The 26,498-nt window shown below is 71.7% G+C and carries 24 protein-coding genes; 4 read left to right on the top strand and 20 right to left on the bottom strand.

What is annotated here, in order from left to right; translation table 11 throughout:
* Positions 1-2: 2 nt before the first annotated feature.
* From cysD to IH45_RS0112470, 9 genes are read right to left on the bottom strand one after another with little or no spacing between them, the layout of a single operon-like run.
* Entirely contained in the window at positions 3-923 is a 921-nt protein-coding gene (cysD, locus tag IH45_RS0112510) for a sulfate adenylyltransferase subunit CysD (protein WP_030666117.1), read from the bottom strand.
* The gene (gene cysC / locus IH45_RS0112505) at positions 920-1,480 is read right to left on the bottom strand and encodes an adenylyl-sulfate kinase (RefSeq protein ID WP_030666115.1); all 561 of its coding nucleotides are present in this window, start codon (positions 1,478-1,480) and stop codon (positions 920-922) included. Before cysC ends, cysD begins: the two co-directional genes overlap by 4 nt.
* Before the next feature lie 22 nt (positions 1,481-1,502).
* Entirely contained in the window at positions 1,503-2,780 is a 1,278-nt protein-coding gene (locus IH45_RS0112500) for a GNAT family N-acetyltransferase (protein WP_030666112.1), read from the bottom strand.
* A gap of 3 nt (positions 2,781-2,783) precedes the next feature.
* Positions 2,784-4,163, bottom strand: a complete 1,380-nt coding sequence (locus tag IH45_RS0112495; RefSeq protein WP_030666109.1) for an MFS transporter — start codon at positions 4,161-4,163, stop codon at positions 2,784-2,786.
* A 33-nt stretch (positions 4,164-4,196) separates the two neighbouring features.
* A complete protein-coding gene (locus IH45_RS0112490; protein ID WP_030666107.1) occupies positions 4,197-4,457 on the bottom strand; it encodes a YciI family protein in 261 nt (86 codons plus the stop codon).
* Positions 4,444-5,832, bottom strand: coding sequence for an ATP-grasp domain-containing protein (locus IH45_RS0112485; protein ID WP_234440523.1), 1,389 nt, complete (start codon positions 5,830-5,832; stop codon positions 4,444-4,446). The genes IH45_RS0112490 and IH45_RS0112485 overlap by 14 nt, the downstream gene beginning before the upstream one ends.
* Positions 5,832-6,794, bottom strand: coding sequence for a sulfotransferase family protein (locus tag IH45_RS0112480; protein ID WP_030666100.1), 963 nt, complete (start codon positions 6,792-6,794; stop codon positions 5,832-5,834). The genes IH45_RS0112485 and IH45_RS0112480 overlap by 1 nt, the downstream gene beginning before the upstream one ends.
* A gap of 12 nt (positions 6,795-6,806) precedes the next feature.
* Entirely contained in the window at positions 6,807-8,540 is a 1,734-nt protein-coding gene (locus IH45_RS0112475) for a carbamoyltransferase N-terminal domain-containing protein (protein WP_030666097.1), read from the bottom strand.
* A gap of 28 nt (positions 8,541-8,568) precedes the next feature.
* Positions 8,569-8,925, bottom strand: a complete 357-nt coding sequence (locus tag IH45_RS0112470) for a hypothetical protein (RefSeq protein WP_234440522.1) — start codon at positions 8,923-8,925, stop codon at positions 8,569-8,571.
* A 357-nt stretch (positions 8,926-9,282) separates the two neighbouring features.
* Here IH45_RS0112470 and IH45_RS0112465 point away from each other — a divergent pair, with 357 nt between their 5' ends.
* Positions 9,283-10,116 carry a helix-turn-helix transcriptional regulator gene (locus tag IH45_RS0112465; protein WP_158813061.1) on the top strand — a complete coding sequence of 278 codons (834 nt, stop codon included), beginning with the start codon at positions 9,283-9,285 and terminating at the stop codon, positions 10,114-10,116.
* Positions 10,117-10,364: 248 nt separating this feature from the next.
* Here the strand turns inward: IH45_RS0112465 and IH45_RS0112460 are convergent, their stop codons facing one another.
* The 5 genes from IH45_RS0112460 to IH45_RS0112440 all read right to left on the bottom strand — a co-directional run bounded on the left by IH45_RS0112460 (position 10,365) and on the right by IH45_RS0112440 (position 13,876).
* Positions 10,365-10,646 carry a hypothetical protein gene (locus IH45_RS0112460; RefSeq protein ID WP_030666088.1) on the bottom strand — a complete coding sequence of 94 codons (282 nt, stop codon included), beginning with the start codon at positions 10,644-10,646 and terminating at the stop codon, positions 10,365-10,367.
* Positions 10,647-10,774: 128 nt separating this feature from the next.
* Entirely contained in the window at positions 10,775-11,800 is a 1,026-nt protein-coding gene (locus IH45_RS0112455) for a barstar family protein (protein WP_050514782.1), read from the bottom strand.
* A gap of 359 nt (positions 11,801-12,159) precedes the next feature.
* Positions 12,160-12,507: a hypothetical protein gene (locus IH45_RS0112450; protein ID WP_030666072.1), complete on the bottom strand. Its 348-nt coding sequence runs from the start codon at positions 12,505-12,507 to the stop codon at positions 12,160-12,162.
* Between the two features lie 40 nt (positions 12,508-12,547).
* The gene (locus tag IH45_RS0112445) at positions 12,548-13,351 is read right to left on the bottom strand and encodes an exodeoxyribonuclease III (RefSeq protein WP_030666070.1); all 804 of its coding nucleotides are present in this window, start codon (positions 13,349-13,351) and stop codon (positions 12,548-12,550) included.
* Between the two features lie 204 nt (positions 13,352-13,555).
* A complete protein-coding gene (locus IH45_RS0112440; RefSeq protein WP_030666067.1) occupies positions 13,556-13,876 on the bottom strand; it encodes a hypothetical protein in 321 nt (106 codons plus the stop codon).
* Between the two features lie 308 nt (positions 13,877-14,184).
* Between IH45_RS0112440 and IH45_RS0112435 the strand changes: the two genes are divergently transcribed.
* Positions 14,185-14,763 (top strand): GNAT family N-acetyltransferase, encoded by a 579-nt coding sequence (locus tag IH45_RS0112435; RefSeq protein WP_234440521.1) that lies wholly within the window; start codon positions 14,185-14,187, stop codon positions 14,761-14,763.
* Between the two features lie 59 nt (positions 14,764-14,822).
* Here the strand turns inward: IH45_RS0112435 and IH45_RS0112430 are convergent, their stop codons facing one another.
* The 3 genes from IH45_RS0112430 to IH45_RS0112420 form a co-directional block, all read right to left on the bottom strand.
* Complete coding sequence (locus tag IH45_RS0112430; RefSeq protein WP_050514781.1) at positions 14,823-15,326, bottom strand: DUF1269 domain-containing protein; 504 nt, start codon at positions 15,324-15,326, stop codon at positions 14,823-14,825.
* Between the two features lie 105 nt (positions 15,327-15,431).
* Positions 15,432-16,832: a sensor histidine kinase gene (locus IH45_RS0112425; protein ID WP_030666060.1), complete on the bottom strand. Its 1,401-nt coding sequence runs from the start codon at positions 16,830-16,832 to the stop codon at positions 15,432-15,434.
* A 6-nt stretch (positions 16,833-16,838) separates the two neighbouring features.
* A complete protein-coding gene (locus tag IH45_RS0112420; protein ID WP_030666057.1) occupies positions 16,839-17,312 on the bottom strand; it encodes a hypothetical protein in 474 nt (157 codons plus the stop codon).
* Positions 17,313-17,629: 317 nt separating this feature from the next.
* Between IH45_RS0112420 and IH45_RS0112415 the strand changes: the two genes are divergently transcribed.
* Together IH45_RS0112415 and IH45_RS0112410 are read left to right on the top strand one after the other, a co-directional pair.
* Positions 17,630-18,445: a MerR family transcriptional regulator gene (locus tag IH45_RS0112415; protein WP_030666054.1), complete on the top strand. Its 816-nt coding sequence runs from the start codon at positions 17,630-17,632 to the stop codon at positions 18,443-18,445.
* Complete coding sequence (locus tag IH45_RS0112410) at positions 18,442-19,755, top strand: glycosyltransferase (RefSeq protein WP_030666050.1); 1,314 nt, start codon at positions 18,442-18,444, stop codon at positions 19,753-19,755. Before IH45_RS0112415 ends, IH45_RS0112410 begins: the two co-directional genes overlap by 4 nt.
* A gap of 26 nt (positions 19,756-19,781) precedes the next feature.
* On the opposite strand, the gene IH45_RS0112405 is transcribed toward IH45_RS0112410, so the two are convergent.
* From IH45_RS0112405 to IH45_RS0112395, 3 genes are all read right to left on the bottom strand, one after another.
* A complete protein-coding gene (locus tag IH45_RS0112405; RefSeq protein ID WP_030666048.1) occupies positions 19,782-22,847 on the bottom strand; it encodes an alpha-mannosidase in 3,066 nt (1,021 codons plus the stop codon).
* A 118-nt stretch (positions 22,848-22,965) separates the two neighbouring features.
* Positions 22,966-25,146 carry an endo-beta-N-acetylglucosaminidase gene (locus IH45_RS0112400; protein ID WP_234440520.1) on the bottom strand — a complete coding sequence of 727 codons (2,181 nt, stop codon included), beginning with the start codon at positions 25,144-25,146 and terminating at the stop codon, positions 22,966-22,968.
* Between the two features lie 73 nt (positions 25,147-25,219).
* Complete coding sequence (locus IH45_RS0112395; RefSeq protein WP_030666044.1) at positions 25,220-26,452, bottom strand: glycoside hydrolase 5 family protein; 1,233 nt, start codon at positions 26,450-26,452, stop codon at positions 25,220-25,222.
* Positions 26,453-26,498 lie beyond the last annotated feature (46 nt).

The following is a 26,498-nucleotide window of genomic DNA, read 5'->3' as shown; positions in this document are numbered from 1 at the left end:
GACTAGAAGTACCCCTCGCGCTTGCGGTCTTCCATCGCGGCCTCGGACAGCTTGTCGTCGGCGCGGGTCGAGCCCCGCTCGGTGAGCCGGGAGACGGCGATCTCGGCGATCACCGCGTCCAGCGTGACGGCCTCGGAGTCGATGGCGCCGGTGCAGGACATGTCACCGACCGTGCGGTAGCGGACCAGGCGGGTCACCAGGGTCTCGCCCTCCTTCGGGCCGCCCCATGCGCCGGCCGCCAGCCACATCCCGTTGCGCTGGAACACCTCGCGCTTGTGTGCGAAGTAGATCTCCGGGAGTTCGATGCCCTCGCGGGCGACGTACTGCCACACGTCCAGTTCGGTCCAGTTCGACAGCGGAAAGACGCGGACGTGCTCGCCGGGAGCGTGCCGGCCGTTGTAGAGCTGCCACAGCTCCGGGCGCTGGCGACGCGGGTCCCATTGGGAGAACTCGTCCCGCAGGGAGAACACTCGCTCCTTGGAGCGGGCCTTCTCCTCGTCCCGGCGGCCACCGCCGAACACGGCATCGAACCCGTGCTTCTGGACCGCCTCGGTCAGCGGGACCGTCTGCAGCGGGTTGCGGGTGCCGTCGGGGCGTTCACGCAGCTTTCCCGCGTCGATGTACTCCTGCACCGAGGCCACGTGCAGGCGCAGGCTGTGCTTCTCGACAGTGCGGTCGCGGTAGTCGATGACCTCGGGGAAGTTGTGCCCGGTGTCCACGTGCAGCAGCGCGAACGGCACCGGCGCCGGCGCGAACGCCTTCAACGCCAGATGGAGCATCACGATGGAGTCCTTGCCACCGGAGAAGAGGATCACCGGCTTCTCGAACTCACCCGCCACCTCGCGGAAGATGTGCACGGCCTCCGATTCGAGTGCGTCCAGGTGGCTCACGCGGGGGACCGTCGTCCGTATCGCGGCCGTCATCGGACGAAACTCTTCTTGGCCAGCAGGTCCATCAGCATCGAGGCCGACTCCGCGATCGACTGCGTGTGCGCCGGGATTCTCAACTCCGGGGATTCCGGGACCTCGTAGGGGTCGTCGACGCCGGTCAGCCCGGAGAGCGTCCCCGCGGCCTGCTGGGCGTACAGGCCCTTGACGTCCCGCTGCGAGCAGGTCGCGACCGGGGTGGCCACGTGCACTTCCAAGAAGGCCGTACCACTCTTGGCGTGCCGCTCGCGGACGGCAGCGCGGCTGTCCGCGTACGGCGCGATGACCGGAACCAGGACGATCACGCCATTGCGTGCCAGCACCTCGGCCACCAGGCCGACCCGCCGCACGTGCGTATCGCGGTCGGTGCGGGAGAAGCTGAGTCCCTCCGAGAAGGTTTCCCGGACCGCGTCGCCGTCCAGTACCTCCACCCGGCGCCCCTCGCCGCGCAACCGCTCGGCCAGCACCTCCGCGATCGTCGACTTTCCTGCGCTCGGCAGGCCGGTCAGCCAGACCGTCACACCGCAGTCGCACGGCCCCTGACGTACCACCATGATCGGGTCAACCTCTTTCTGGTCAGGCAGCGTGACCGATGAGATGTTCGAAATGCGTCGCGGTGCGGGCGGCCAGGAACTCCATCACCCGGTGCAGCGCGGCGAGCCGGTCGCCGTCGGGTGTCCAGATCCATGTTTCGCGCCGCGAGAGCCGGGCGCCGCGCCGCAACTTGGCGCTGAATGCCTCGAAGCCCAGGCGTACGGTGGCCAGCCCGTGGTCCGCCGCGTAGCGCAGCGGCTCGTAGAAGGTCAGGCAGGGGTAGGCCGGTCCGCCGTCGGCGACGGTGTCGTCCGCCCCGTACATGAGGATGCAGTAGCTGTGGTCATCGGCCATATGGATGCCGCAGGCCGCCGGCTCACCCGCGGCCGGGCCGCCGTCGGGGCGGACCGCGACCGCGACCCGCACCTGGTGGCCGAGCAGCTCCGCCATGGCGGAGCGGGCCGCGATCAGAACCTCCGGGTCCGGCCGGCCTCCGTACTTGGCGACATTGCGCGCCTCCAGCGCGGCGACCTGCGCCACGTGCCCGGCCAGCGGCCAGGTGTCGATCCGCAGCGCGGAGTCGGCCATGGCCTGCTCTTCCTTGCGGTAGGTACGGCGCCGTCGGCTGGGGAGCGCGGCGACGTACTCCTCATACGAGGAGACCCCGGTGAGGTCGAAGTCCGAGACCGCCGTCAGGACGGCCGACCGGAAGCCGAGCTCGCCGAGTGCGGTACGCAGCGGCTCATCGTCCTCGCGTACGAAGGGCAGGCAGACCGCGCCGGCGGTTCCGGCGCGCACGGCGTCCCGGGCGCCCTCCAGCAACGCGAGCAGTGCCTGGTGGCGGGTCGCGCCGTCGAGGCCGGTGCGCAGTCCGGCCTCGGTCGAGTCGAAGCCCCGGAAGACGATCGCCTCGCCGAGCACGGCGGTGAGTGCGGCCGCGTCCGGCCGTTCGCCGGCACCGCCGCCTTCCCCGCTCCCGCCCCCGGCACCGGATCCGGTTCCGACGACGGCGCGCAGCAGTTCCGCGTGGTCCGCCCGGGCCTGCTCCCCGCCGTTCTCCTCGGGGCGGAGCATCTGCTCGGCGGTGAGCAGCTTCCAGGGGTGGCTGAACAGTCCGGAGGCAGGGGTGGTCAGCGTGCCGTGCAAGGCGGCACAGCGTCCGGCGGCGTCCGCTGCCGTGAGCAGCAGTGGAGTGCCGGGTTCCATGTGCTCGCGGAACCGGGCGTAGCCCTGGCTGCGGTCGGCGCGGCCGGTGCCGTGGAGCGATTCCCACTGCGCGGCTGTGAGGGCCGCCGCGCCGTCCTCAAGATACGTGTCCACTGGTCACCCTTCCCGTTCTTCCGCCGATACCGGCCGCGGCCCGGCGGGTACGAAGGCCCGCAGGTCCTCACCCGCGTCCTCGACCCGGCGCACCCTCTTGACCGGCGAGATCAGCAGTGGCAGTGCGGACAGCGTCAGCGAGGCGCCGATCAGCAGCAGCGCCTTCTCCGGGGTGAGGGCATCGGCGAGGGCCCCGCCGACCAGCGCGCCCAGCGGGTTGGGCCCGAGGGCGACGAGCCGGTAGCTCGCGGTCACCGAGCCCAGGTACTCGCGGGGCGGGATGGTCTGCCGCAGGCTCATGACATAGACGTTGTACGCGCCCAGGGCGAGCCCGTTGCAGAGGAAGGCCAGCCCGTATGCGGCGACCGGCGGCAGCGCTCCGGCGACGGCGAGCAGCGGGCCCAGCAGCAGGGAACCGGAGGCGATCAGCAACCCGGTGGTGAGCGCGCGTCCTGCGTGCAGACGGGCGGCGAGCCGGCCCGTGCCCACCGAACCGGCCAGCGCGCCGATGCTGGCCACCCCGATGATCAAGCCGACGGCCCCGGCCGACAACCCCGCCTGCCGTACCCCGTAGACCATGAAGGCGGTGAGGAAGGCCTGTTCGTGGAGGTTGAACAGGCCGGACTGGACGCACAGGTTCCGGATGGGCCGGCATGTCCAGGTGAACCGGAGTCCGTCGAGCAGGGCCCGGCCCCCGGGGCGGGCTGACGCGGCCCCCTCGTCCTCGGTGATCCGCAGCGACCAGAAGGCGAGGCCGGCCCCCGCGAACAGAGCGCACGTCACGGTCACCGCGAACGGCAGACCGGCCAGCTGCACGAAGACGCCGGCGAGCGCCGGCCCGGCCATCTGGGTCGCGGAGTTGCTGGCCTGCAGGATGCCGTTGCCCTCGGCCAGTTCCTTGGGACGGAGCAGTTTGGGCACGGCCGACTGGTAGCCGATGTCGTAGAAGACGGTGGCCGAGCCGACCACGAAGGCGATCGTGAGCAGCATCCACAGGCTGAGCCCGAACAACGCGTAACCGACGCCGAGCAGCGCGAGTGCCGCTCCGCGCACCACCGTGCACACCACGATGAGCGTGCGGGTGGGTGCGCGGTCGGCGAAGACCCCAGCGACGATGGAGAGGACCACCACCGGCACGAACTGCGAGGCGGAGACCAGGCCGGCCTCGGCTCCGCTGCTGTGCAGTTCCACCACGGCCAGCAGCGGGAACAGGAAGAGCGCGATCTGATACCCGAGCCGGGATACGGCGTCACCGGCCCACAGGCGCCGGAAGATGCTCATCCGCATCAGCGGGCGCGGCGCGTCCACCGCCGGGCCGTCCGCCTCCGGCCCGTTTGCCCGGGGTCCGTCCGCCCCGGCCGGGGCCTGCGGGCTCTGACCCATCGCGGTCCCCTCTCCCTAGGTCTTCGGTATCGGTCAGCGGATGAAGGGCTGCCACTCCCGCAGCGACTCGACCCGCACACCCTCGGTCGCGAAGTACGGGTCCTCGGCGATCAGTGCGTCGAGTGCGGCCCGGTCCGGCACGTCGAAGACGAGCAGTGCCCCGGAGTCGTCGGCGAGCGGGCCGGCCATCCGGAGGAGGCCCTTCTCGTGCAGCGCCGTCAACTTCTCGCGGTGCGCGGGACGCGCGGCGAGCCGCTCGGGGGCCTGGGTGAAGGAGAGTTCAACGATCCACATCTGTATCTGTGCCCTTCTCGTGTGGGGTGGTCAGAACCTCGATGGAAGCACGGACTTCAGCTTCCAGTCGGTCCAGTTCGGCTGACGTGGGGGCGTCGATGAGGAAGGTCACCACCCGGTCCCCGGATTCGGTGAGCGGGCCGACACGCGTTCCGGGGCGCTTGAGAACGATCACCGCCCGCAGCGCCGCCGGGTCCCCGGGACGGCCTGGAGCCAGGTCCGGCCAGGGCTGGCCGTTCGCGGCCCACACAGGCTCGACGCCCAGCGCGGGATGCACGGTGACATCGCGGAGGATCCCGTGCGGCGTCTCCAGGTAGACCTGGCGGGCGTACCGGGCCGGTTCGGGCCGGGTCACCGGTTCGCCGAGGGCGATCCGCAGGATGTCCGGTTCCATGGGGCGTCCGGTGGCCAGGTGGTAGAGCGGCAGCAGCCCGTCGCCGGGAGTGCGTACCGCCACCTCCATCAGTACCGGGCGGCCGTCGTCGGCCAGCCGCAACTCGGTGTGAACGATGCCGTTCTCCACCGCGAGGCGCTCGACCACGGACTGGTTGGCCGCCAGCAGCCGCTCGCTGCCGGCGGTCGGGGGCGCCGGGACGGTGTGGCCCAGCTCCACGAAGTGGTCGCCCGCCTCCTCATTGGTGCGCTTGTGCGTCACCGACTCGAAGACGATCTTTCCGTCCTGTACCAGTGACTCGACCGAGTACTCCTGCCCCCTGACCTGGTCCTCGATCAGCAGGGTCTCGCCCGGTGAGTACTCCGTGGAACGCAGCAGCGCCCGCAGCCGGTCCCGGTCCCCGACGACCTGGACGCCTGAACTCTCCCGCCTACCCGTCGGTTTGAGCACCACCGGGAAGGCGATCTCGCCATACGGCACGTCGTCCCGCCCACCCGGCGGGACGGCCAGCGCCCGCGGGCTCCACTCGGCCAGGTAGGCGCGCTGGAGGTGCTTGTCGCGGCAGACCCGGGTGGCGCGCAGACCGGGCGAGGGCAGGCCGAGCAGGTCGGCGACGATGCCGGTCTGCTCGACGAGCATTTCCCCGGCCGCGAACACGCCGACGATGTCGTAGCGTTCGCGCCACGCCATGACCTGCGCGACGACGCCGCCGGTGAAGCCACCCTCCACCCCGACCGTGCCCGGGACGAACCCGGCGTCGGCGATGAGCGAGCCGGGGCGCTCCCCGGAGGCCATCTGCCGCAGGCACTCCTCGCGCCATTGCTCCGAGGTGAGGACGAGCGGGACGATCCCCCGCTCCTCCAGCCCGGTCAGGTAGCGCCAGTTGCGGAGTATCACCTTCAGTCCGCCGAGCAGCACGAAGGCGCGGGGACGTGGGGTGGGGCGGTGGAGGGCGGGAGCCATGGCGGCGTCGTCGTTCATCACTCGTACCCGTACTGTTCGAGAAGATCGCCGAACTGTTCGTTGAACCGGGCGATGTTGTTCTCGGTGAAGTGCTCCCGCCAGGCACCGGAGCGGCCCTTGAAGAAGCTCCAGGAAGCCTGGTTGTAGATCTTGTCGGCGATCTCCTCCGGGTCCTCCGCCGAGCCGACGTGGGTGAGCAGCCGGTTCAGGGTCTCGACCTGGCTCTCCCGGGAACCACCACCGTTCGGGCCGACAAGGTCCTCGAAGCGCACCTTGCACACATCGGGGTGGCGCAGCAGCCACATCGACCGCTCGAACTGGTCGCGGCCCAGGAAGGAGGGGTCCCGGAGGGCGTAGTCGATCTTCTCTTCCCAGGTGGGCAGCGACTTGAGGATCGTGTGGAAGATGTCGAACTCGTAGAAGTTCCCGTAGCCCGCAGCAGTGCGGCCCTCCAGGAAGTTGATCATCGAGACCACGGTGTCCCGCGGGTCGCGGTAGTTGAACACCAGCGGCGGGGCGTCGGTGGCCACCCACTCGCTCAGGAAGGTGCCGTCGACCTTGTCGATGTCCAGCTCATGGAAGATCCAGCACAGTCCGCGCGGGGTGTCGGCGAACTTCGAGTACGAGATGTGCTCGTTGCTGATGACCCCCTCGGCGAAGTCCAGCCGGGTCTGCCCGTACCGGTTGACCACCCGCTGGCCGAGCCGGCGCTGCCAGTGCCAGCCGAGGGCCGCGAAGTCGTCCTGGGTCGCCTTGCGCAGCTGCTCGGATTCGAGGGTGAGCAGTTCCTCGTATTCCGCGCGGGAGCGGGTGACGGAGGCGATCTCCAGCAGCTGGGCGTCGTCGAACTCGGGTACGTTGTCGGGGGCGGGCCGGGGTACGCCGGTCATCTTGTAGCCGAGCTTGACCATCAGCCCCTGCATGAGGTGGGTGCCGGCCTTCTGCAGGGAGATCACCATGGTGCGCGGTGCCTGGGGCATGTCTCTCCTTTCCTACTGCTCGTTGCCGATGCGGCCGTCGTGGCCGAGCGCGCGGCGGTACAGGACACCTTCGGACCACACCATGTCGACCTGGCCCCATTCGATCGCCGAGGCGACATCCGGGAAGAAACTGCGGCCGTTGTAGTTGGCGCTGGTGTTGCACAGCACCGGAACGCCGCTCCACTTGTGGTATTCGCGCAGGATCGCGGCCAGTGTCGGATCGTCCTCCACGCTGACGGTCTGCAGGCGAGCGGTGCCGTCCAGGTGCATGATCGCGGGCACCTTGTCGACCCACTCGGGACGGACCCGGTGCTCGAAGAGCATGTGCGGGTCGGGAGTGCCCGGGTCGAAGATCGTCGGAGCGTGCTCGACCAGGCAGAGCGGTGCGACGGGCCGGAAGTGCTCGCGCTTCTTGGCGTCGTTGAGCCGGACCTTCATCTCCGGGTCGACGGCGGGCGCGATGATGCTTCGCGCGCCGAGCGCCCTCGGGCCGAGCTCCGCCGGGCCGTTGAGTACGACGACCGGCTCACCGGTGCGGTGGATGATGCGGGCCAGCTCCTCGGGGCGACAGGGCACCACGGACCAGCCCTGAGGTACGTGTGGGGTGCGGACCAGGTCGGGGCCCTGGCGGGTGCCCCACTCCAGCGGCCGCAGACCCGCGCCGTCGGCGGCCCGCAGACAGGCGGTGCCGATCGCGGAGCCCGAGTCGTCCGGGAACGGCGGCACCCACATCGCCTTGATGGCGGGGTGGGCGCGCAGGGCGCTGTTCCACTTGATGTTGAGGGCACAGCCACCGGCGAAGCAGAGGTTCCAGGGCTCGTCGCCCTTCCACTTGCGGATCTTGGCCGCGACCCGCTCCAGCAGCAACCCCTCGATGAAGGTGTGCACGCTGGCCAGCACGTCTTCGTCGCTGACACCGAGCTGTTCGGTACGCGCGGCGACATCGGCGAGGAAAGCGTGCACGTAGCCGTGCGACGGTTCGCCGGTGGAGCCGCAGCCGATGATCTTTTCGCGGTAGGAGCGGACCCGTTCGGTGTCCGCCTCGAAGTGCTCGTGGAAGAGCTCCTTGAAGATGGCCTCGATCTCGGGCCGGGGGGTGCCGAGGGCGATGTAGGCCATCATCTTGCCGGCCACCGAGAGGTCGTCCACGTTGGTGGACTTGTTCTTCCGGGAGTACGGGCCCCAGTGCTGGGAGGCCATCGAGTACGTGTGGCCGATCAGCGGGAAGACCTCGCCGCCGGGCTCGATCCGGCCGTCCGCGTCCACGCAGTACAGCCGCGGGAAGCAGCCGCCGTCCCAGACCATGACCATGGAGGGCTCGCCGCGGCGGGCGAACGGGCTGGTGCAGTACGCGGCCGCGAGGTGGCTCGCCACGTGGACGTAGCTCTGGTACTCCATGGTGCGGCCGGCGATGGTCAGCTTGCCGGCGTGGCCCGGCATGGCCGGGTCGGGCACCTTGCTGGTCTCACGGTAGGGCGCGACCATCAGGTCGAGCGGCGCACCACCGCTGAGCGTGGAGACGTGGCCGTTGACGGCACCGTCCCAGCCGTCCACCACCCACTGGTTGACGTCCCCCACGCCGTAGCCGTAATGGCCGAGGATCCGGGTGATGTCGTCAAGTTCGTCGACGTTGCTGTAGCGGTGGCCATTGTTCAGCTTCTGCATTTCGATGTTGAACATGAGCTTGTCGCCGTCCAGCAGAGCGACACCGCCGCTCTGGGTCAGCTTCAGACCCGCAGTTATCATGCTTGTCCCTTCACGTGAATAGCCAAGCTCATGCTGTCGTGGCTTTCATATCGTCATGGGTGTGGCGAACCGCGCAGGTCGCGGCAATCACCGCGGACCGGGCCGATGCCAGCGCCTCGCGCGCCGTCTCCAGATCTCCGGCCTCGGCCAGCAAAGCCGAGGCATCGGCGGCGCAGTCGATCAAGTGGAGTACAACCCGGGCGAGTTGACCATCGGAGCCGTATTCCTTGTCAATGGATTTACGGGCCCGGTCCAGCATGTCCAGCACGTCGGACAGCGATGAACGAGAATCCTTTTCCGGATTCCTCATCACCGGCTCCCGGAAAACCTGTGCCGTAAGTGAATGGTGCGCATCATCAATGTCGCCGCCCCCGCTCCAGATCACTTCAGTAACTTCTTGATCATCGGCTTGATCTGATCCTGTCAGCCCCCTCCCGCCCCATCAAGGAATCAGGGCATCCTGATCACGCACTGCCGGTACACGAAGGGGGGAAATATGGGCATCTATGCCATAAACGATGACGAAAATGCCTGCACAACGGTCTGCACTAACGGATTAGCCCAGTACCGCGAGGCGTTACGGGACGGGGAGTTGGCCGGTGATGTACCGAGATGTCTGGTCAGTCTGGGGCTGCTGCAACCACTGAAGGCCACTGGGTCGGAAGCAGGTGGTGGGGCAGGAGCTGGCGGAAGGGGTGAGTCCGCCGTCCGCTACCTCCCTGTACCACCGGCGATCGCCGCGATGACTCTGGCTCACCCGATAGAACAAGCCATCGAAGAGCAGCAGTCGGTGCTGGACCGGCTGACCGCCGCACTGTCCCCGATGGAGGCCGTCTACCGCCACGAACAGCAGCAGCGGGAGAGCCGCATCCAGCCGCTGGTGGGCGAGGAGACCATCAACGCCGCGACCTGGCTGGCCCTGGAGGCGTGTACCGATCAGCTGCTGACCGCCCATCCGCGCGGCGGCCGGCCCGTCGGCCTGCTGGCCGAGGCCCTGCCGCGGGTGCTCGCAGCGGCCGGCCGGGGCGTACGCCAGCGCTCCCTGTACAGCCACACCATGCGCTCCCACGGGCCGACCCTGGCCTATGCGGAACAGGTCACCGGAGTCGGGGCGGAGGTCCGTACGGTAGGGATCGCCTTCGAGCAGCTGATCGTGTGCGACCGGGCCATCGCCTTCATCCCCGTGCACACCCCCAAAGGGTCTCACGCGCACGCGCTGGCCATTCGTGAACCCGGCCTGATCGACTACATCATCCACACGTTCGAGGGTTTATGGGAACAGGCGGAGCCCGTCACATTCAAGACGAGCCAGACCCGCCCGCCCCGGCTCACCAGCGAAATCCAGCGCACCATCCTGAAACTCATGGTGAACGGCCATACGGATGAGGCGATTTCGAAGCGCCTCGGGTTGAGCGCACGCAGTATCGGTACGCACATCAAGAGGGCCGCGGAACTCTTCGGCAGTCGCAGCCGAGCCGAACTCGGGTACAACCTGGCGAAGGCGGGCGCGCTCGACATCGGCTGCCCCCTGACCACCGGTCCCAGGGTTGATGCACCTGTGCTGTCCGGGAGTTAGTGATGCGGCCTGTGCACCAAGCGGTTCGGTGAAGTTGCTGGAAGACGTGGCGGTACCGGGCCGACTGGGTGCGGCCCGGAGGGGGGCAGGCCCAGGCCCTGTTGCCTCTTGTGCCTCTTGCCATAGGTGGGCGGTACCGCCACAGCCGCCGTCGGCGACCGCCGATGGGGCGTCGGTGCCTCCAGGAACACGAAAAAGTCCCCGACCGGCGACGGCCGCCGGTCGGGGACTCATTCATTTCCGGGGCATCAGCCGCCGAAGTGGCCCGAGTTGTGCTTCTCGGAGTCCTGGCACTGCGCGATCCGCTTCTCGATGGCACGCGCCTTCGCGCGCTCCTTGTCGGCCGCCTTGTGGTGGCCGCTCCGGTCCAGCTTCGCGGCCTTGGACTTGTGCTGGTTGACCTGCTCGGCCATCTGCGAGATGTGGCAGGTCACCTGGCCGGCGAAGGCGGTCTGCGCGGGGACGGCCGCGAACAGGACGCCGCCCGCGAGGGCGGTGGACACGGCAAGGCTGGTGATACGTCGACGCATGGAACTCCCCGTTCTGCCGACGGATATGGAACTCCGTCGGCGTGATCAACAACAGTTGATCACTGTATCCGAAGTGATCAGCGCTCCCGGACGCCACTCAAATCGCCGCTTAGCTCCAAATGCCCGCACTATTCGTGCAGTACGACCTCCACCCGCCTCTCCTCCAATAGGGCGATCACCTCGTCGAAGAGGCTGTACGCCGTGCCGTCGGGTGCGAGGCAGTGACTCACATTGCGGCGGGCCACGTCCGCGTGGTGCCAATGGAGGGTGAACGGCGTGGTGGCGCCGAATCGGCCGCTGAGGCAGTCGGCCAGGGCGTTGAGGCAGCCCCCGAAGTAGCCGCCGGGGCCGTTGATCGCTTCGCCGAGGGCGCAGTACAGGCCGATGTCGTCGGTGATGTAGCGGCCGTCGAGGTCGTAGACGCGGCCGGCCGGGCGGTCCGGGGTGTGGTGGATTCGACGGCAGCCCCGTACTCGGGCGATGTCGAACCACTGCTCACGTTCGCGAGCAGGGTGGGCCGCCCAGAGGTTGGGCTCGGTGGGCGGGTCGGTCAGCCACCGGTTCCAGACGGGGCGGGCCCAGACGGGGATCTGCGGGTAGGGGCCCTGGGTGAGGTCGATGTCGAGCAGGCCGTCACCGAGGGGGGACGGGCGCCAGCCGGATATCTCGGGGGCGGATATCAGACGGTCGCTCAGCCTCGCGCCGGTGTGGTCGAGGATCTGGAGTTCGGCTTCGTCCAGGCGTAGCGAGCGGCGGGTGCCGGTCGCCAGGGCGGCGCTGAGCGCTTCACTCGGGGCGCAGCCGAGGAGTTGGAAGGGTGGGCCGGACGGTTCGTCGTCCGGCGGGAGGATGATCGAGAGGTCCCGGCAGTGGCCGAGCCGGCTGCGTCCGTCGTGCAGGCGCACGCCCGCTTCGAGGTACGGGTCGTCCGGTTCCCCGTAGAAGTCCTCGACGCCGTCGATGGTGATGTCCCAGCGTGCGGCGTCGGCGGGGTCGCGGCGGCACCCGGTGACGCGTACGTCGACCAGGCGCCACGCGTCCAGCCGCTCGGACCCTTCGGGACATCGGTCGTCCGCCTCGGGCCGCAGCCAGATGTCGCCGAGCCGGTCGGCCCCGGTGCCGGTGCCAGTGCCTTTACCGGGTACGGCCCGCATCGCGTCGAGGAGTGGCCCGGCCGGGACGCAGCCGAGGAGTTCGTACGAGCGGCGGGGCGGGTCGACGTACAGGCCGGTGACGTCGGCGCAGACTCCCCAAGCGGCATCGTCATCCGTGTTGACCAGCGCGTATGCCGGTATGTCGGTACGGGTGAGGCCGGGCGGCCAGTGATGGATCGGCTGGTGGGCCGGCTGGTGGGGCGGCTGAAGGTTCAGCGGTGTTCCACTCCTGTGGTCGGTCGCGCCCGGCCCCGTGCGGCTCAGGCGGCGTCAGCCATGATCGTAGACAACCGTCACCGGCGGGTGATCCGACCAGCGGGTTCCTGCCAAGGCGGTCCCAGGCCCCATGAACCCGTTGATCACTGGCCGGGCTCCGTGCGGGCTGCCAGGTGGCGGATGTTGGACGCTTCTTCGAGGAGTGCCTTGGCTGCGGCAGGGTCGGCGCACTCATGGGCGGCGCGGTGTTCGAGGCCGGTGACGTGGGCGTCGAGCTGCGGGTCGCGGGCGATTGCGTACTCGCCCCACCACCGGGCCATGAAGGCGGGCACGGTGCCGATGTCGTACGCGTCGGCGACGTACCGCTTCCAGTGCGCGTCGAAATCGGGCAGCAGCTCGGGAGCGTGCTGGGCGATGGCTTCGCGGAGGGCCTTCGGGCTCCTCTCCGGCATGGGCGGAATGCCGGGCTCGCCCACAGCAGATGTGGTCATTGCGCCCCTCCCCCGCCCGCCTGCGCTTCTTGGTGCCGGACTAAAGCCCGTAGACAACCGTCACCGGCGCGTGATCCGACCACCGGGTGTCGTACGAGGCCGCGCGCTCCACGAAGCCCTTGACCGCGCGGGCGGCCAGGCCGGGAGTGGCCATCTGGTAGTCGATGCGCCACCCCGCGTCGTTGTCGAAGGCGCGGCCCCGGTAGGACCACCAGGAGTACGGGCCCTCGGTCTCCGGGTGCAGGGCGCGGACCACGTCCACGTAGCCGCCGTCCTGGCCGTCGAGGACGCGGGTCAGCCAGGCGCGCTCCTCCGGGAGGAAACCGGCCTTCTTCTGGTTGGCCTTCCAGTTCTTCAAGTCAGCCTCCTGGTGGGCGATGTTCCAGTCGCCGCACACCAGGACCTCACGGCCGGACGCGGCGGCCCGCTCGCGCAGCGCGGCGAGGTACGGCAGGAACTCGGCCATGAAGCGTTCCTTCTCGTCCTGCCGGTCGGTGCCCACGTCGCCGGACGGGAGGTAGAGGCTGGCGACGGTCACGCCGGGCAGGTCGGCCTCGACGTACCGGCCGCTGGTGTCGAACTCCGCGGACCCAAAGCCGACCTGTACGCGCTCGGGCTCGCGGCGCGTGTAGAGGGAGACGCCGGCCCGGCCCTTGGCCGCCGCGGGCGCGTGCACCGTGTGCCAGCCCTCGGGCTCGCGAGCCTCGGCGGGAAGCTGGTCCGGCTCCGCGCGGACCTCCTGGAGGCAGATCACGTCGGCGTCCGTCTCCGCCAGCCACGGCAGGAAGCCCTTCTTGGCCGCGGCGCGCAGGCCGTTCACGTTCACGGTTGTCACAGTCAGCACTACTTGCTCGCTCCCTCATCGCGCCGGCGGCAGCAGGGCAGCCTACGCGATGGCAGGGGAGCCGGACGATTCGGCGCTACGCGCGCGGGTGCCCGGCGCGGTGAGCGCCGGGCACCCGGTGAGCCGTCCCCGGCCGTCAGTGACGGATCGCCGTCAGTGGCGGATCCCTGTCAATGACAGACCGCTGTCAGTGACGAATCGCCGTCAGTGACAGATCGAGGAGGACGGGGTCGCGTACAAGTCGCGGTAGCAGGTCGGCAGCCGGTCGGTGCCGGTCTTGTTCACCGCGGTGATCACGTACCTGCCGTCACGGTCGCCGAGCAACTGGTACGGCTTGTGGCCCCACCCGATCGTGCCGGGGTAGTCGAGGTCACCGCGGTTCTCGCCGTTCGTGCCGTCGTTGCCCGTGGTGTTGCCGAAGGTGACCGGCGGCGCGGGTTCGGCCGCGAGGGCGGCTCCGGTCAGGCCGGTGGCGGACAGCGAGAGTACGGCGGCGGCGGTGGCCAGCACAGGACGCAGACGCATGGCTTTCTCCTTCGGTTCAGCGTCAGTGGCGCAGCAGCCGTTCCCCGCCCCCGGCCCGGTCTGTCCGATTCCGTACCGACACACCCCCATCGGGTGCTTTGGCTCCGCCGAACCGCCGTATGCAACGGGAGGGCGGGGACGGAGTCCGGTAGAGGAGCGGTGGTGGTGGCCGGCGGTGTCCGGGAGAGGAGCGACGGGGGTGGTGGTCGGTGTCCGGGAGAGGAGCGACGGGGGTGGTGGTCGGTGTCCGGCCCCCCTCTCATCTGGGACTCTCGCCCCGGCGGCCGGACATCCGTACGATTCGGCGGATGGAGATCCGTCCCGTCCCCTATGACCACGCCGACGCCGTCGCCCTCGACCGGCTGGTGCAGCGCGAGTACGCGCAGCGGTACGGCGAGGGCGACATGACCCCGCTCGACCCGGCGATGTTCCGGCCGCCGCACGGCACGTACCTGCTCGCGTACGAGGACGGCCGCCCGCTGGCCACCGGCGGCTGGCGCTCCCAGGACGCCAATCCGGAGGGGTACGCGGACGGGGACGCCGAGATCAAGCGGATGTTCGTGATCGAGGAGGCCCGCGGACGCGGGCTGGCCCGCCGCATCCTGGCGGCCCTGGAGGCGGACGCCCGCGCGGCGGGCCGCACCCGGATGGTGCTGGAGACCGGCACCAAGCAGCCCGAGGCCCTGGCGCTGTACGCGTCCTGCGGCTACCGGCCGGTGCCGAAGTTCGGCCTGTACCGGACGTACGAGGACAGCCGGTGCATGGGGAAGGCGCTGGTGGCGGCGGGGGTTGAGGCGGGAAGCGGTACGGCTACGGGTACGGGTGCCGGTACGGCTACGGGTACCAGTGCGGGCGTTCGCGGGGCCGGGAGCGGTGCGGGGGTGTAGGAGGCCGGAGACGGGTGCGGGGGTGTAGGGAGCCGCGGCCGTAGCGGCCGTACGCGCCCTCAGCGGCCCTCCGCGATCGCCCCCTCCACATGCTTGCGGACCTCGACGGCCGGATAGCGGACGGCCTCGCCGCCGATGTCGGCCAGTGCGGCGTCGACCGGGCCCCTGGACGGTTCGGAGATCTCGGCGAGCAGGACGGTGCTGCCCGGCGGGATCTCCGCCGCCAGGATGTCGACGGCCGCGTTGCCCGCGCTGGCCCGGCGGGCGTCGTGGGCGCCGCCGACCAGGCCGCCGGCGCCGAGGCCCACCATGACGCCGAGCGGACCGCCCAGCAGGCCGACGAGACCGCCGACCAGGCCGCCGACGGCGAAGCCGCGCGCGGTGCCCGTGTGGTCCTCGCTGTCGGGGAAGGAGAGGTCGCCCTCGCCGTCCCGGGCGATCACCGTGGCCTCGCGCAGCACGATCCGGTGCTCCGCGTCCTCGTGGCGCAGCGCGTCCAGCGCGCGCCGCGCCGCGCCCTCACCGGCCTGGGTGAGGTCCATGAACAGCACGTTCTCGTCCATTACGGCGACTCCAGCGGTCTGCTCGGAAGGGATCGGTCTCCGGGACGCCTCTCCCGGCACGGGCGTCCTCACACCACTCTTGGGGCGGGCGGGGCGGTGCGCACGTCAGGGACGGTCGGAGGGGGTGCGGCCGCGGCCCCGTGCGGCGCCATCACCGCCTGTCTCCTCTGCCGTACGCCCGGCCCCTTCCGTACGCCCGGCCCCTTCCGTACGCCCGGCCCCTTCCGTACGTCCGGCCTCCTCCGTACTCAGCGACTCGCTCAGATCCAGCGTCGCCTCGGCGCCGCCGCCCGCCGGGTTGGCGAACGTCAGCCGCGCGCCGAGCACCCGCGCCTGCCCGGACGCGATGGTCAGGCCGAGGCCGAGCCCGTGGCCGTCCGAGCCGCCGCCCGTACGGAACCGCTGCGGGCCGTGGGCGAGCAGCGTCTCCGGGAAGCCGGGGCCGCTGTCGCGGACGCGCAGGACGCCGCGCTCGACCTCGACGGTCACCGGGGCGGCGCCGTGCCGCAGCGCGTTGCTGATGAGGTTGACGAGGATGCGCTCGACGCGGCGGGGGTCGGTCTCGACCAGGGCGTCGGAGAGCACGCGTACGGTCACGGGCGGGCCGGACGCCGGACCGCACACCAGGCCGGGTGCCGATCCGGACGCCGGGTCCGGCGCCGAGCCGGAAACCGCCGCCACCGTCCGCCGCGCCAGCTCCCCCAGTGCCCGCAGCTCCGTGTCGGCCTCCTCGGTCCGCGCGTCCAGGCGGGCCACTTCGAGGACGTCCTCCATCAGCCCCCGTACGTGCTGCGCCCGGTCCTGGACCAGCTCGGTGGGCCGCGAGGGTGGCAGCAGACCGGCCGCCGCGACCAGCCCGGCGACGGGGGTGCGCAGTTCGTGGGCGATGTTCGCGGTCACGTCGCGCTCGGCCTGGAGGCGGGCGGCGAGCGCGTCGGCCATGGTGTTCACCGCGGTGGTGAGCTGGGCTATCTCGTCCTTGCCGCCCAGCGGCAGCCGCGCGGTCAGGTCGCCCTCGGCGATCCGCTGGGCGGTGCCCGCCGAGGTGGTCAGCCGCCGTCCCAGCCGGTGGGCGACCAGCAGGCCGACCACACAGCCCAGCGCGGTGCCCGCGATGCCGGACATCCACAGGACGCGGTCCAGGCTGCGCAGGGTCCCCTGCTCGCGTACGTACGGGCGCTTGAGCGCGATGATGTCGCCGTCCAGCTCGGTGGCGGCCCACAGGTGTGGCTTGGGGCCGTCCGGTTCGAGGTAGACGCCCCGCTTGCCGTGCTGGACGGCGGCCTTCAGCGGGCCGGGCAGGTCTGGCGGGTTGACGATGGCGCGGCCGCTGTCCACACCGGCCGCCCGGTCCTGCACCAGGCTCTGCAGCCGCCCGTCGATCGATTCGGCCGCCAGGTCGAACTGCGCGTCCACGGTCCGGTTGTGTACGAGCACGCCGATGAGGACCGCGACCACGGCGGCCGTGGCGGCGATGGCTATGCCGATCTTCGCGCGCAATCCCATGACGGCCTAGAACTCCGGGGTGTGCAGGCTGACCCTGCCCAGTTCGGCGGCCTTCTCCGGCGCCAGGCGGTCGGAGACGAGCGTGGCGCGCGCGTAGAACGCCACCCGGTCCTGTCCCTCCTGCCTGGTCAGCCCGCTGAGCGTGACCTTGACCGGGTACGGCTGCCGCTCGCACTCGGGGCGGCACCAGCCGCCGCTCAGCCCGCCGGTGGCCTCGGCCGTCGCCTCGCCCCAGTGCAGCCAGCGCAGGCCGGTCAGGCTGACCGACTCCTTGAGGACGAAGGAGGCCGGGCGCTGCAGCGGCCGGCGCGCCACGTCGGAGACGTACACCGGGTCGGTGACCTGGGCCGGACCGCTCGGCGGCGAGGGGGACACGGCGGGGCCCGCCACCCGCAGGCCGCGCGGGTCCGAGCAGCCGGACAGCAGCAGCACGGCCGCGGTGAGCGCGGCGGCGCTGGCGGTCGCGGTGAGTGAGCGCACGAGGTCCTCGGTGTACGGGATGGGCTTTTACGACAAAGGTAGCCGTCTCCCCCCAGATTGCCCCCACGCTAAGCAGCCCATTTCACGGCGCCCCCACGGCCGTGTAACAGCGGCCCATCGTTGGCCGGGAACCGCCGAACCCCGCCCCGGCCCCTCCCTCGGCCCCTGATCCCCGGTTCCCCGGCTCCGCGGCCCTCCGGCTCCCCGGCTCCCCGGCCCCCCGCTTGACCCTCCCCTCACGTCAGGCCACAGCCTTGCCCCGTACGGCGCGGGCCGTACGGCGGCCCGCGGGCCGTGGCACGGAAGAAGGCGGTTCCATGGCGTACTCGGTCGGGCAGGTCTCGGGCTTCGCGGGCATCACGGTCCGCACCCTCCACCACTACGACAAGACCGGCCTGCTCTCCCCCAGTGCCCGCAGCCCCGCCGGCTACCGCCTCTACAGCGACGCCGACCTGGCCCGCCTCCAGCAGATCCTCTTCTACCGGCAGCTCGGCTTCGCCCTCGACGAGATCGCCGCCATCCTCCGGGACCCGCAGGCCAACGCCCTGGACCACCTGCGCGCCCGGCGCCGCCTGCTCACCGAGCAGATCAGCGAGCTGCAGCGGCTGGTCGAGGTCGCCGAGCGGGCCATGGAGGTGCAGCGCACGGGGGTGGAGCTGACGCCCGAGGAGCGCTTCGAGGTGTTCGGCGAGGTCGCCTTCGACCTCAGTTACGCCACCGAGGCGCACCTGAAGTGGCAGCACAGCGACGGCCACCAGCGCTCCATGGCACGTGCCGCCGCGCACACCAAGGAGGACTGGGCGCTGATCATGGCCGAGGCCGGCGCGTGGCGGCACCGGCTGCTCGCCGCGTTCGACGCCGGGGAGGCCGCCGACGGCGACCCGGCCATGGATCTGGCCGAGGAGCACCGGGCGCACATCACCCGCTGGTTCACGCCGTGCCCCACCGACATGCACTGCCGGATCGCCGAGGACTTCGCCGCCGACGCACGGGCCTTCGCCCTCGTCGTCCCGCCGTCCCAGCAGCGGCCGGGCCTCGCCGCGTACCTGCGGACGGCGGTGCTCGCCAACGCGGTACGCCAGGCCGCCGGCCCGTCGGAAACCGCCCCTTCCGCCACTCCGGAGCAGCCATGAAGATCCTCATCGCGGCGGCCGGTTCGTACGGTGACGTCGCCCCGTACACCGGTCTCGGCGCCCGCCTCCGGGAGGCCGGGCACACCGTCGCCCTGGCCGCCGACACCGCGTACGCGCAGCTCGTACGGGCCGCCGGGCTGGAGTTCCGCGCGCTGCCCGCCGATCCCCGGAGGGGAGAGGGCGGAGCCTCCACCGGAGCCCCCACCGGAGCCCCCGGCGGGAAGCGGGAGCTGATGCGACGGGCCGCCGCCTTCGTGCGCGAACTCGGGCCGGGCATCGCCGGTGCCGCGCCCCCCGGCACCGACCTGCTGCTCCTGTCCGCGACCACGGCTCCGCTCGGCCGGCACGTCGCCGAAGCCCTGGGCATCCCCTCGCTGGACCTCCCCCTCCAGCCGAACGCCCCCACCGGCGCTTTCCCGCCCGTCGTCACGGGCACCCGCTCACTCGGCCGCTGGGGCAACCGCGCCGCGGGCCGTCTCTCCCTCCGGATCGTGGACCGGCTCTACGCGGACGGAGTACGGGACCTGCGCGCGCAGCTCGGTCTGCCGCCCGCCTCGGCGCGCGCGGTACGCCGGCGCCGGAACACGGACAGCCGCCCGGTCCTGCACGGCGTCAGCCCGGCACTCGTCCCCCGGCCCGCCGACTGGCGCCCCGGCCTGGAGCTGGTCGGCAACTGGTGGCCGTACACCGCGCCGGACGCCGTCCTCCCGCCCGAGCTGGAGGACTTCCTCGCGGCCGGTCCGCCGCCCGTCTTCGTCGGCTTCGGCAGCATGGCGGCGGGCGCGCGGGACGACGGCACGGCCGCGCGGCTGGCTGCGAACGTCGCCGCCGCCCTCCGCCGCGCCGGAGTCCGGGGCGTGCTCCAGTCCGGCTGGGCGGGGCTGGCCGGGCCGGACACCGGTGACGACATCCTGACCGTCGGCGAAATCCCGCACGCCCTCCTCTTCCCCCGCACGGCGGCCGTCGTGCACCACGCGGGCGCGGGCACGACGGCCGCCGCGCTGCGGGCCGGGGCCCCGGCGGTCCCGGTGCCGGTCACCGCCGACCAGCCGTTCTGGGCCGCCCGGCTGGCCGCCGTGGGCGCCGGTACCGGTCCGGTGCCGTTCCGTTCGTTGGCGGAGGACGGCACCTCGCTGACGGAGGAAGGCGCCTCGTCAGCGGAGGAAGGCGCCGCGGACCGCTTGGCCGAGGCCATCGGACGTGCCGTACGGGAGTCCTCGTACCGCCGTGCCGCCACCGCCCTCGCGCGCCGCATGGACGCGGAGGACGGCGCGGGCGCGGTGCTCAAGGCGGTGGAGAACCTGGGGTGAGGCCCCCTTCGTCAGCCTCCCCGGGATCAGCCCTCCGCTCCCCGCGACAGCCGTACGGTCACGACCTGGAACGGCCGCAGCGTCAGCGCCACCTGCCCGTCCCGCACCGCGCCAACGGCCGACCCCGCCAGCTCCCTCTCCAGCAGATCCGTCTCCACCGCCCCCGCCACCGGGAACCCGGCCGTGAGCGTCGCCGCGGCCCGCCCCCCATGCGACTCGTACAGCCGGACCACGACATCGCCGCTCCGGTCCTCGGCCAGCTTCACGGCCTCGACCACCACCGCGTCGTTGTCCACGCCGACCAGCGGCGCGACTGGTCCGCCGCCCCGCACCGTGCGCTCCGGCAGGTTGATCCAGTGGCCCTCGCGCACCGCGTCCGCGATGCCCGCGCCGGGGGCCAGCGCGAAGCGCAGCCGGTGGAGGCCCTGGTCGGTCTCCGGGTCCGGGTAGCGGGGCGCCCGGAGCAGGGACAGCCGTACGGTCGTGGTCTGGCCGCCGTCCGGGCGGATGTCGCGGGTGACGTCGTGCCCGTACGTGGAGTCGTTGACCAGCGCCGCGCCCCAGCCCGGCTCCTCGACCTGGATCCAGCGGTGGGCGCAGATCTCGAACTTGGCGGCCTCCCAGGACGTGTTGGTGTGGGTGGCGCGGAAGACGTGTCCGAACTGGGTCTCGGACGCGGACCGGTCGGCCTTCACGTCCAGCGGGAAGGCCGCCTTGAGGAACGTCTCGGTCTCCCGCCAGTCCACCTCGGTGTCGATGTCCAGCACCTTGGCGCCCGCCCGCAGCGTCAGCGTCTGCTCGACGGTGGAGCCGTGCCCGAAGGAGCGGGCGACCTTGATCCGTACCTCTTCCGGGCCGGCTTCGGCGACCGTCAGTTCGTCGACGGCCACCAGGTCGGTGACGTTGTGGCGGTAGAACTCGTCGACGTCCCAGGCGTCCCACATGTTGGGGAAGTCCGGATGGATCTGGAGCAGGTTGGCCGCTGCGCCCGGTGCGACGGCCTCCCGTCCGGCCTCGATGTCATATGCCGACACGACCAGCCCACGGGCGTCGACGTCGATGCGCAGCCGGTCGTTGGCGAGGCGGTGGCCGCCGGTGGCGCGGCCGTCCACGGTCAGCGGCTCGACGGTCACCGGACGTACCGAGACGGGCGCGCCGCCCTGGCCGGGCGCGGGCTCCGCGCCGCCCGCCGGGACGCCGCCGCGCGCGTGCGGCGCGGCGTTGAAGACGATCTCGCTGGTGCCCGGTCCCGCCAGCGCGGTCTGTGCGGCGACCACGATCGCGGTCAGCTCCTCGCGGACCCGCGCGTACGTCTCGCGGGCCTCCCGGTGCACCCAGGCGATCGACGAGCCGGGCAGGATGTCGTGGAACTGGTGCAGCAGCACCGTCTTCCAGATCCGCTCCAGGTCCTCGTACGGGTACGCGTAGCCCGGTACCCGTACGGCGGCCGTGGCGGCCCACAGCTCGGCCTCGCGCAGCAGCGACTCGCTGTGCCGGTTGCCCTGCTTGGTCTTGGCCTGGGAGGTGTAGGTGCCGCGGTGCAGCTCCAGGTACAGCTCGCCCGCCCACACCGGCGCGTCCGGGTACTCCGCGTGCGCCTTCTCGAAGAACGCCTCGGGCTTTTCGATCTCGACCCGCGGCGAGCCCTCCAGGTCGCGCAGCCGGGCGGCGCGGGCCAGCATCTCGCGGGTGGCGCCGCCGCCCCCGTCACCCCACCCGAAGGGCGCCAGGGAACGTGAACCCCGGCCCTTCTCACGGTAGTTGCGGGCGGCGTGCGCCATCTCCTTGCCGCCGAGATCGGAGTTGTACGTGTCGACCGGCGGGAAGTGGGTGAAGACGCGGGTGCCGTCGATGCCCTCCCACCAGAAGGTGTGGTGCGGGAACCGGTTGACCTGACTCCAGGAGATCTTCTGCGTCAGGAACCAGTCGGCCCCGGACAGCTTGACCAGCTGCGGCATGGCCGCGGTGTAGCCGAAGGAGTCCGGCAGCCACACCTCCTTCGTCTCGATCCCGAACTCGTCCAGGAAAAACTTCTTCCCGTACAGGAACTGCCGGGCCATCGCCTCGCCGCCGACCATGTTGGTGTCCGACTCCACCCACATGCCGCCGACCGGCACGAACTGCCCCGCCTCGATCTTCGCTTTGACCTTGGCGAACACCTCGGGCCGGTGCTCCTTGATCCAGGCCAGCTGCTGCGCCTGCGACATGGCGAAGACGAATTCGGGGTGCCCGTCCATCAGGTTGACCATGTTCGAGGACGTACGGGCCACCTTGCGTACCGTCTCGCGCAGCGGCCACAGCCAGGCGGAGTCGATGTGCGCGTGGCCGACCGCGCTGATGCGGTGGGCCGAGGCGTGCGCCGGGGACGCCAGCACGTCCGCGAGCTGCGCGCGGGCCCGCGCGGCCGTGCCGGGGATGTCCTTCAGGTCCACCGCGTCCAGGGCGCGTTCGACGGCGCGCAGGATGCCGTGCCGCCGCGCGTCGGCCACGTCCAGCTCCTGCATCAGGCTGCCCAGCACCTCCAGGTCCTGGACCAGCTCCCAGACCTCGGCCTCGAAGACGACGAGGTCCATCCGCCGGACCCGGTACAGCGGCGCGTGGCTCGCGGTGAGCCGGTCGCCCTCGTAGGTGGGCCGGTGATCCGCCAGTACGGGATTGGAGGCCGCCTCCACGTACAGCTCGACCTCCTCCCCGCCGGCCGCCGCATCGGCGATCCGCACCCAGTCGTTGCGGGGGTTGAGTCCCTTCACGGCCTCGCCGTCCCGGCGGTAGACCAGGCCCTCGCACTGGAAGCCGGGCATGTTCGCCTCGAAGCCGAGATCCAGTACGGCTTCGACGGTGCGCCCGGCCCACTCCGCCGGTACCTGCCCGGTCACCCGGAACCAGGTGGTGCCCCAGGCGGGCCCCCACGCCTCCCCGGCCTTCGTCGGCTCGTAGTCGGCGGCCAGGCCCTCGGCGGGCGGCACCGGCTCGCCCGGCGCCTCCCACCGCTCGATCGTCAGCGGCACGGCCCGGCTGCGGACGGCGGGCACGATGCGGTCGGTCAGGACGCGGCGTAGACGGTGTTCGACGATGCTGCGGTCGTCGTGCATGGGGGCGCTCCGGTGGGGTGCGAGGCGGGTACGGAAGGTCGATGGGTGGTGGGGTTCTGCGGGGTTTCTGCCCGGTGTGCGGGCGGCCTATCAGGTGAATGCGGCCTGTCCGGGCGGCCTACCAGGTGAATGCGGCAGCGGCGGCCGCCGACGAGGTGTGCAGTTCGCCGACCGCGCGTACTTCCAGCCGGGTTTCCGGCTCGCCGGGCGTACGGCGCAGTGCGGGCAGGTGGAAGGCGGATTCGCAGGTGCCGCCGAGGAAGCGGCGCTTGCCGTCGGGGAGGAGTTGGTGCACCTCGTAGTGGCGTACGGGCGTCCCCTTGCTCTTCGCCTTGCCCGACGGCTGCCAGGTGAGCCGGAGTTCGGCCACGCCGTCGCCCGTGACGTGCGACGCGGCGATCTTCAGGGCGCTCGGCGGCGCGGGGGTGTGCGCGGCGGGTCCGCCGCCGCGGACGGCGAGGGCGCCGAGCCGCCAGCGGACGGGGGCGCCACCGGGGGCGCTCAGCCGGACGCCGAGCGCGTGCGCGGTGCAACCGGGGCCGTCGCCTATGCGTACGGTCGTGGTGACCCAGCCGTCCCCGGCACCTACAGTCCGGGCGGAGAGGCGGCGGAACTTCGGCCGTCCGCCCGGCTTGGCGGGCTCCGCGTACGCCACGGCCGCCTCCACCGTGACCGCGGCCGACCCCTCGTCGGCGCGGTGCACGATCTCCAGGACGGTGCCGGCACGCAGCGGCAGGCGGGTCCGGAACAGCTCCAGGGTCACGGGGCGGACGAGCGTACCGTCCGCGCCCTCGACGAGCAGACTGCTGCCGCCGCGCCAGGCCGCGCCGAAGTCGAAGCCGACCGCGGGGCGCTGAAAGGTTCCACCGCCCTCCGCCCACAGCGCCCAGCGCCGCCCCGGCAGCCGGTCCTGGAGCCCCAGGTGGTTCCACTCGGCGTCGCCGGTCCGCAGCCCGTCCTCGTACCAGGCCGTGCCGTGTCCCGTGTTGAAGGCGGTGGCGAAGGGGACGGATGTGACGGTCGACCGGTCGGCCACCGTACGGGCCGCGGGCCGCCAGGAGCCCGGTCCGGCGGGTGCCGACGGGTCGGTGTTCTGCCCGCCCCAGAACTGGTCGTCGCGGGCGTGGAACCGCGCGGGCGTGTCGCCGGACCGCCGCGTCCACTCCGGCCGGTAGAACCCGTACGACACGACGTGGTCGCGGCCCTCCGGCACGAAGGCGTCCCAGCCCACGTACGCGTTCCAGCCGTTGGCCTCGACATCGACGCCCGCCCACAGCTCGTACGGCGAACGCCCCAGCCGCCGGGCGTACGCGGCCGACGACGCCAGCCGCGACGAGCTCCACCGGAAGTCCACGAACACCGTGTCGGCCAGCTTCTCGGCGCCGCGCTGGAAGAACATCGCGTTCTTGTCGTTGAGCGCGCCCTGCCAGCCGACCCGACCGTCCGCGTTGAGCGCGTCGTACCAGGTGATGCGCAGTTCGGGCGCGCCTTTGCGCAGTGCCTGTACGAAGTCGGCCGTCTGCCGGGCCAGCGCGGGGTCGCCGCCATCGGTCTCGCCGTTGAGGAACCAGCCGTCGAAGCCGTACGTACGGGCCACCTGGATCAGCTTGTCCGCGAGCGGGAAGCGGCCCAGGGAGTCCTTCTGGACCAGCTCGCGCGTCCACTTCAGGTCGCCGCCGAAGGCGGTGGGCGGGAGGAAGACGTTGCCCAGTACGGGTACGCCGTTGCGGTGCGCGGCGTCCGTTACGGGCGCGTTGGGCGCGAGGATGATGCCTTCGCCGGACGATCCGCCCCAGAAGACCAGTTCATCGAGGTAGGCCCAGTGGGTGAGGGCGTAGAAGTCCGCCTTGGCGCCGCCCTGGGAGGGGTTGCCCGCCGTGCCCGCGAAGGAGACCAGCGCCGAGATGCGGGCCTGGCCGGCGCGGGCGGTGCCGTTGGCGGGCACCGGCGTGAACCGCTCGGCGAGCGGCACGGTCGCGATGTTGTACGGGAGGTCCGCGTCGTCCTGCGGGCGCCAGCTCTTCAGGCTGCGCCACACCGCGCCCGCGTCGGGCTCGCGCCCCTCGGGGAAACTGTCGGGGAACCAGTAGGAGGCGTAGGGCTGGAGGGAGCCGGCTGGTTCATCTGCCGGCTGGGTCCGTCTCGGCGCTCCCGGGGCACCCGCTCGTACGGCCGCCGCGGCGCTGCCCGCCGCCGGCGGGAGGGCCAGCCCGGCTCCGGCCGCCGCGGCACCGGCTACCAGGCCGCGGCGGGACACCTCGCGCCCGGCGCCCCGCTCTTCGTCATGCCGTCCGTCCACTGCGTTCTCCGCCTCTCGCCCTGTGACCTGGCCTGTCCGCGCCGGTACCGCTTCGCTTCCCGCTTTTCGTCAGTCACTTCACGTCCGAGGGCCACACCACCTCCGCGATCCCCCGGCTCTCCAGGTACGCGGCGTCCCGCGCCCGGTCCGCCAGGACGGCTCCGGCCCGTACGCCCTGGTCGGCCAGCCGTACCCACGCCTCGAAGAAGGGGCCGCCCGGCGCGCACACCGACCGGTGCGGGGCCTTGGCCTCCTCCCCCGCGTCCAGGACGAGCGCGGTGGTACGGCGTACCGGCCGGAACGTTTCGTCCCGCAGCCGGGCCGCCATCCGGGCCAGCGCCCGCCCCGCCGGCTTGACCTCGCCGTCCGAGGTGAGCAGGCCGAGCCCGTACTCCAGCTCGGGGAAGTCCGCCAGTTCCCGCGACACGTCGTGCGAGCACCACCAGGTGATGCCGGAAAGCCGCTCGCAGGTCAGGGCGTTGTCGACGGTCGCGGTGGCGAACGCGGCGGCGTGCTCGGGCGGTACGAGCGGGGCGGGGGCGCCCACCTCCTGGAGCCAGACCGGCCGCGCCGGGTCGTCCGCCCAGGCCGTGGCCAGCTCGATCAGGTACTCGGCCAGCCGCACGGTAGCGGTCCCGTCGTGCCCGTGCCGCTGGGCCGTGCCGTTGAAGACCCAGGAGTGGACGGTGGTGGCGCGCCCGAGCCGTGCGGCCTGCGCGGGCGTGAAGGGGTGGCCGTCCTGGAACCACACCGCGTCGTACTCGGCGTGGGTGTGCAGCCGCCCCGGCGCGGCCCGCTCGCAGACCTCCAGCAGCCGCGTCAGCCACTGCCCGGCCTCCTCGTACGTACACGGGTCGGGGTCCGGGTGCGGCGGTCCCGAGAACTGGTTGATCTCGTTGCCCAGCGTCATACCCAGGAAGTTGGGACGTCCGGCAAGTGCGGAGGCGAGCGTCTCCAGGTAGCGGGCCGCGCCGTCGATGGCGTCCGGGTCGGTGAACAGGTTCCGCCGGTGCCAGGTGCGCAGCCAGGACGGTACGAAGTCGAAGCTCGACAGATGGCCCTGGAGCGCGTCCACCGCGACGTCGAGGCCGCACTGCGCGGCGGCGTCCACCAGCTGTCCGAGCTGTTCGACGGCGCGCGGGCGGACGAGGGAGCGGTTGGGCTGGAAGACCGGCCAGAGGGCGAAGACCCGCACGTGGTCCAGGCCGAGCGCGGCGAGCGCGTCCAGGTCGCGGCGTACGTCGTCGGGGTCGAAGTCGAGCCAGTGGTGGAACCAGCCGGTGCTGGGGGTGTAGTTGGCGCCCATGCGGGGCGCGGCTCCCGGGCCGGTGGGCCGGAGCGGGGGCGGGGTG

This window comes from Streptomyces rimosus subsp. rimosus (assembly GCF_000720725.1).
GTDB classification, from domain to species: Bacteria; Actinomycetota; Actinomycetes; order Streptomycetales; family Streptomycetaceae; genus Streptomyces; species Streptomyces rimosus_A.
Note: the sequence above shows the minus strand (reverse complement) of the source record. Positions and strands in the feature narration are given on the sequence as shown.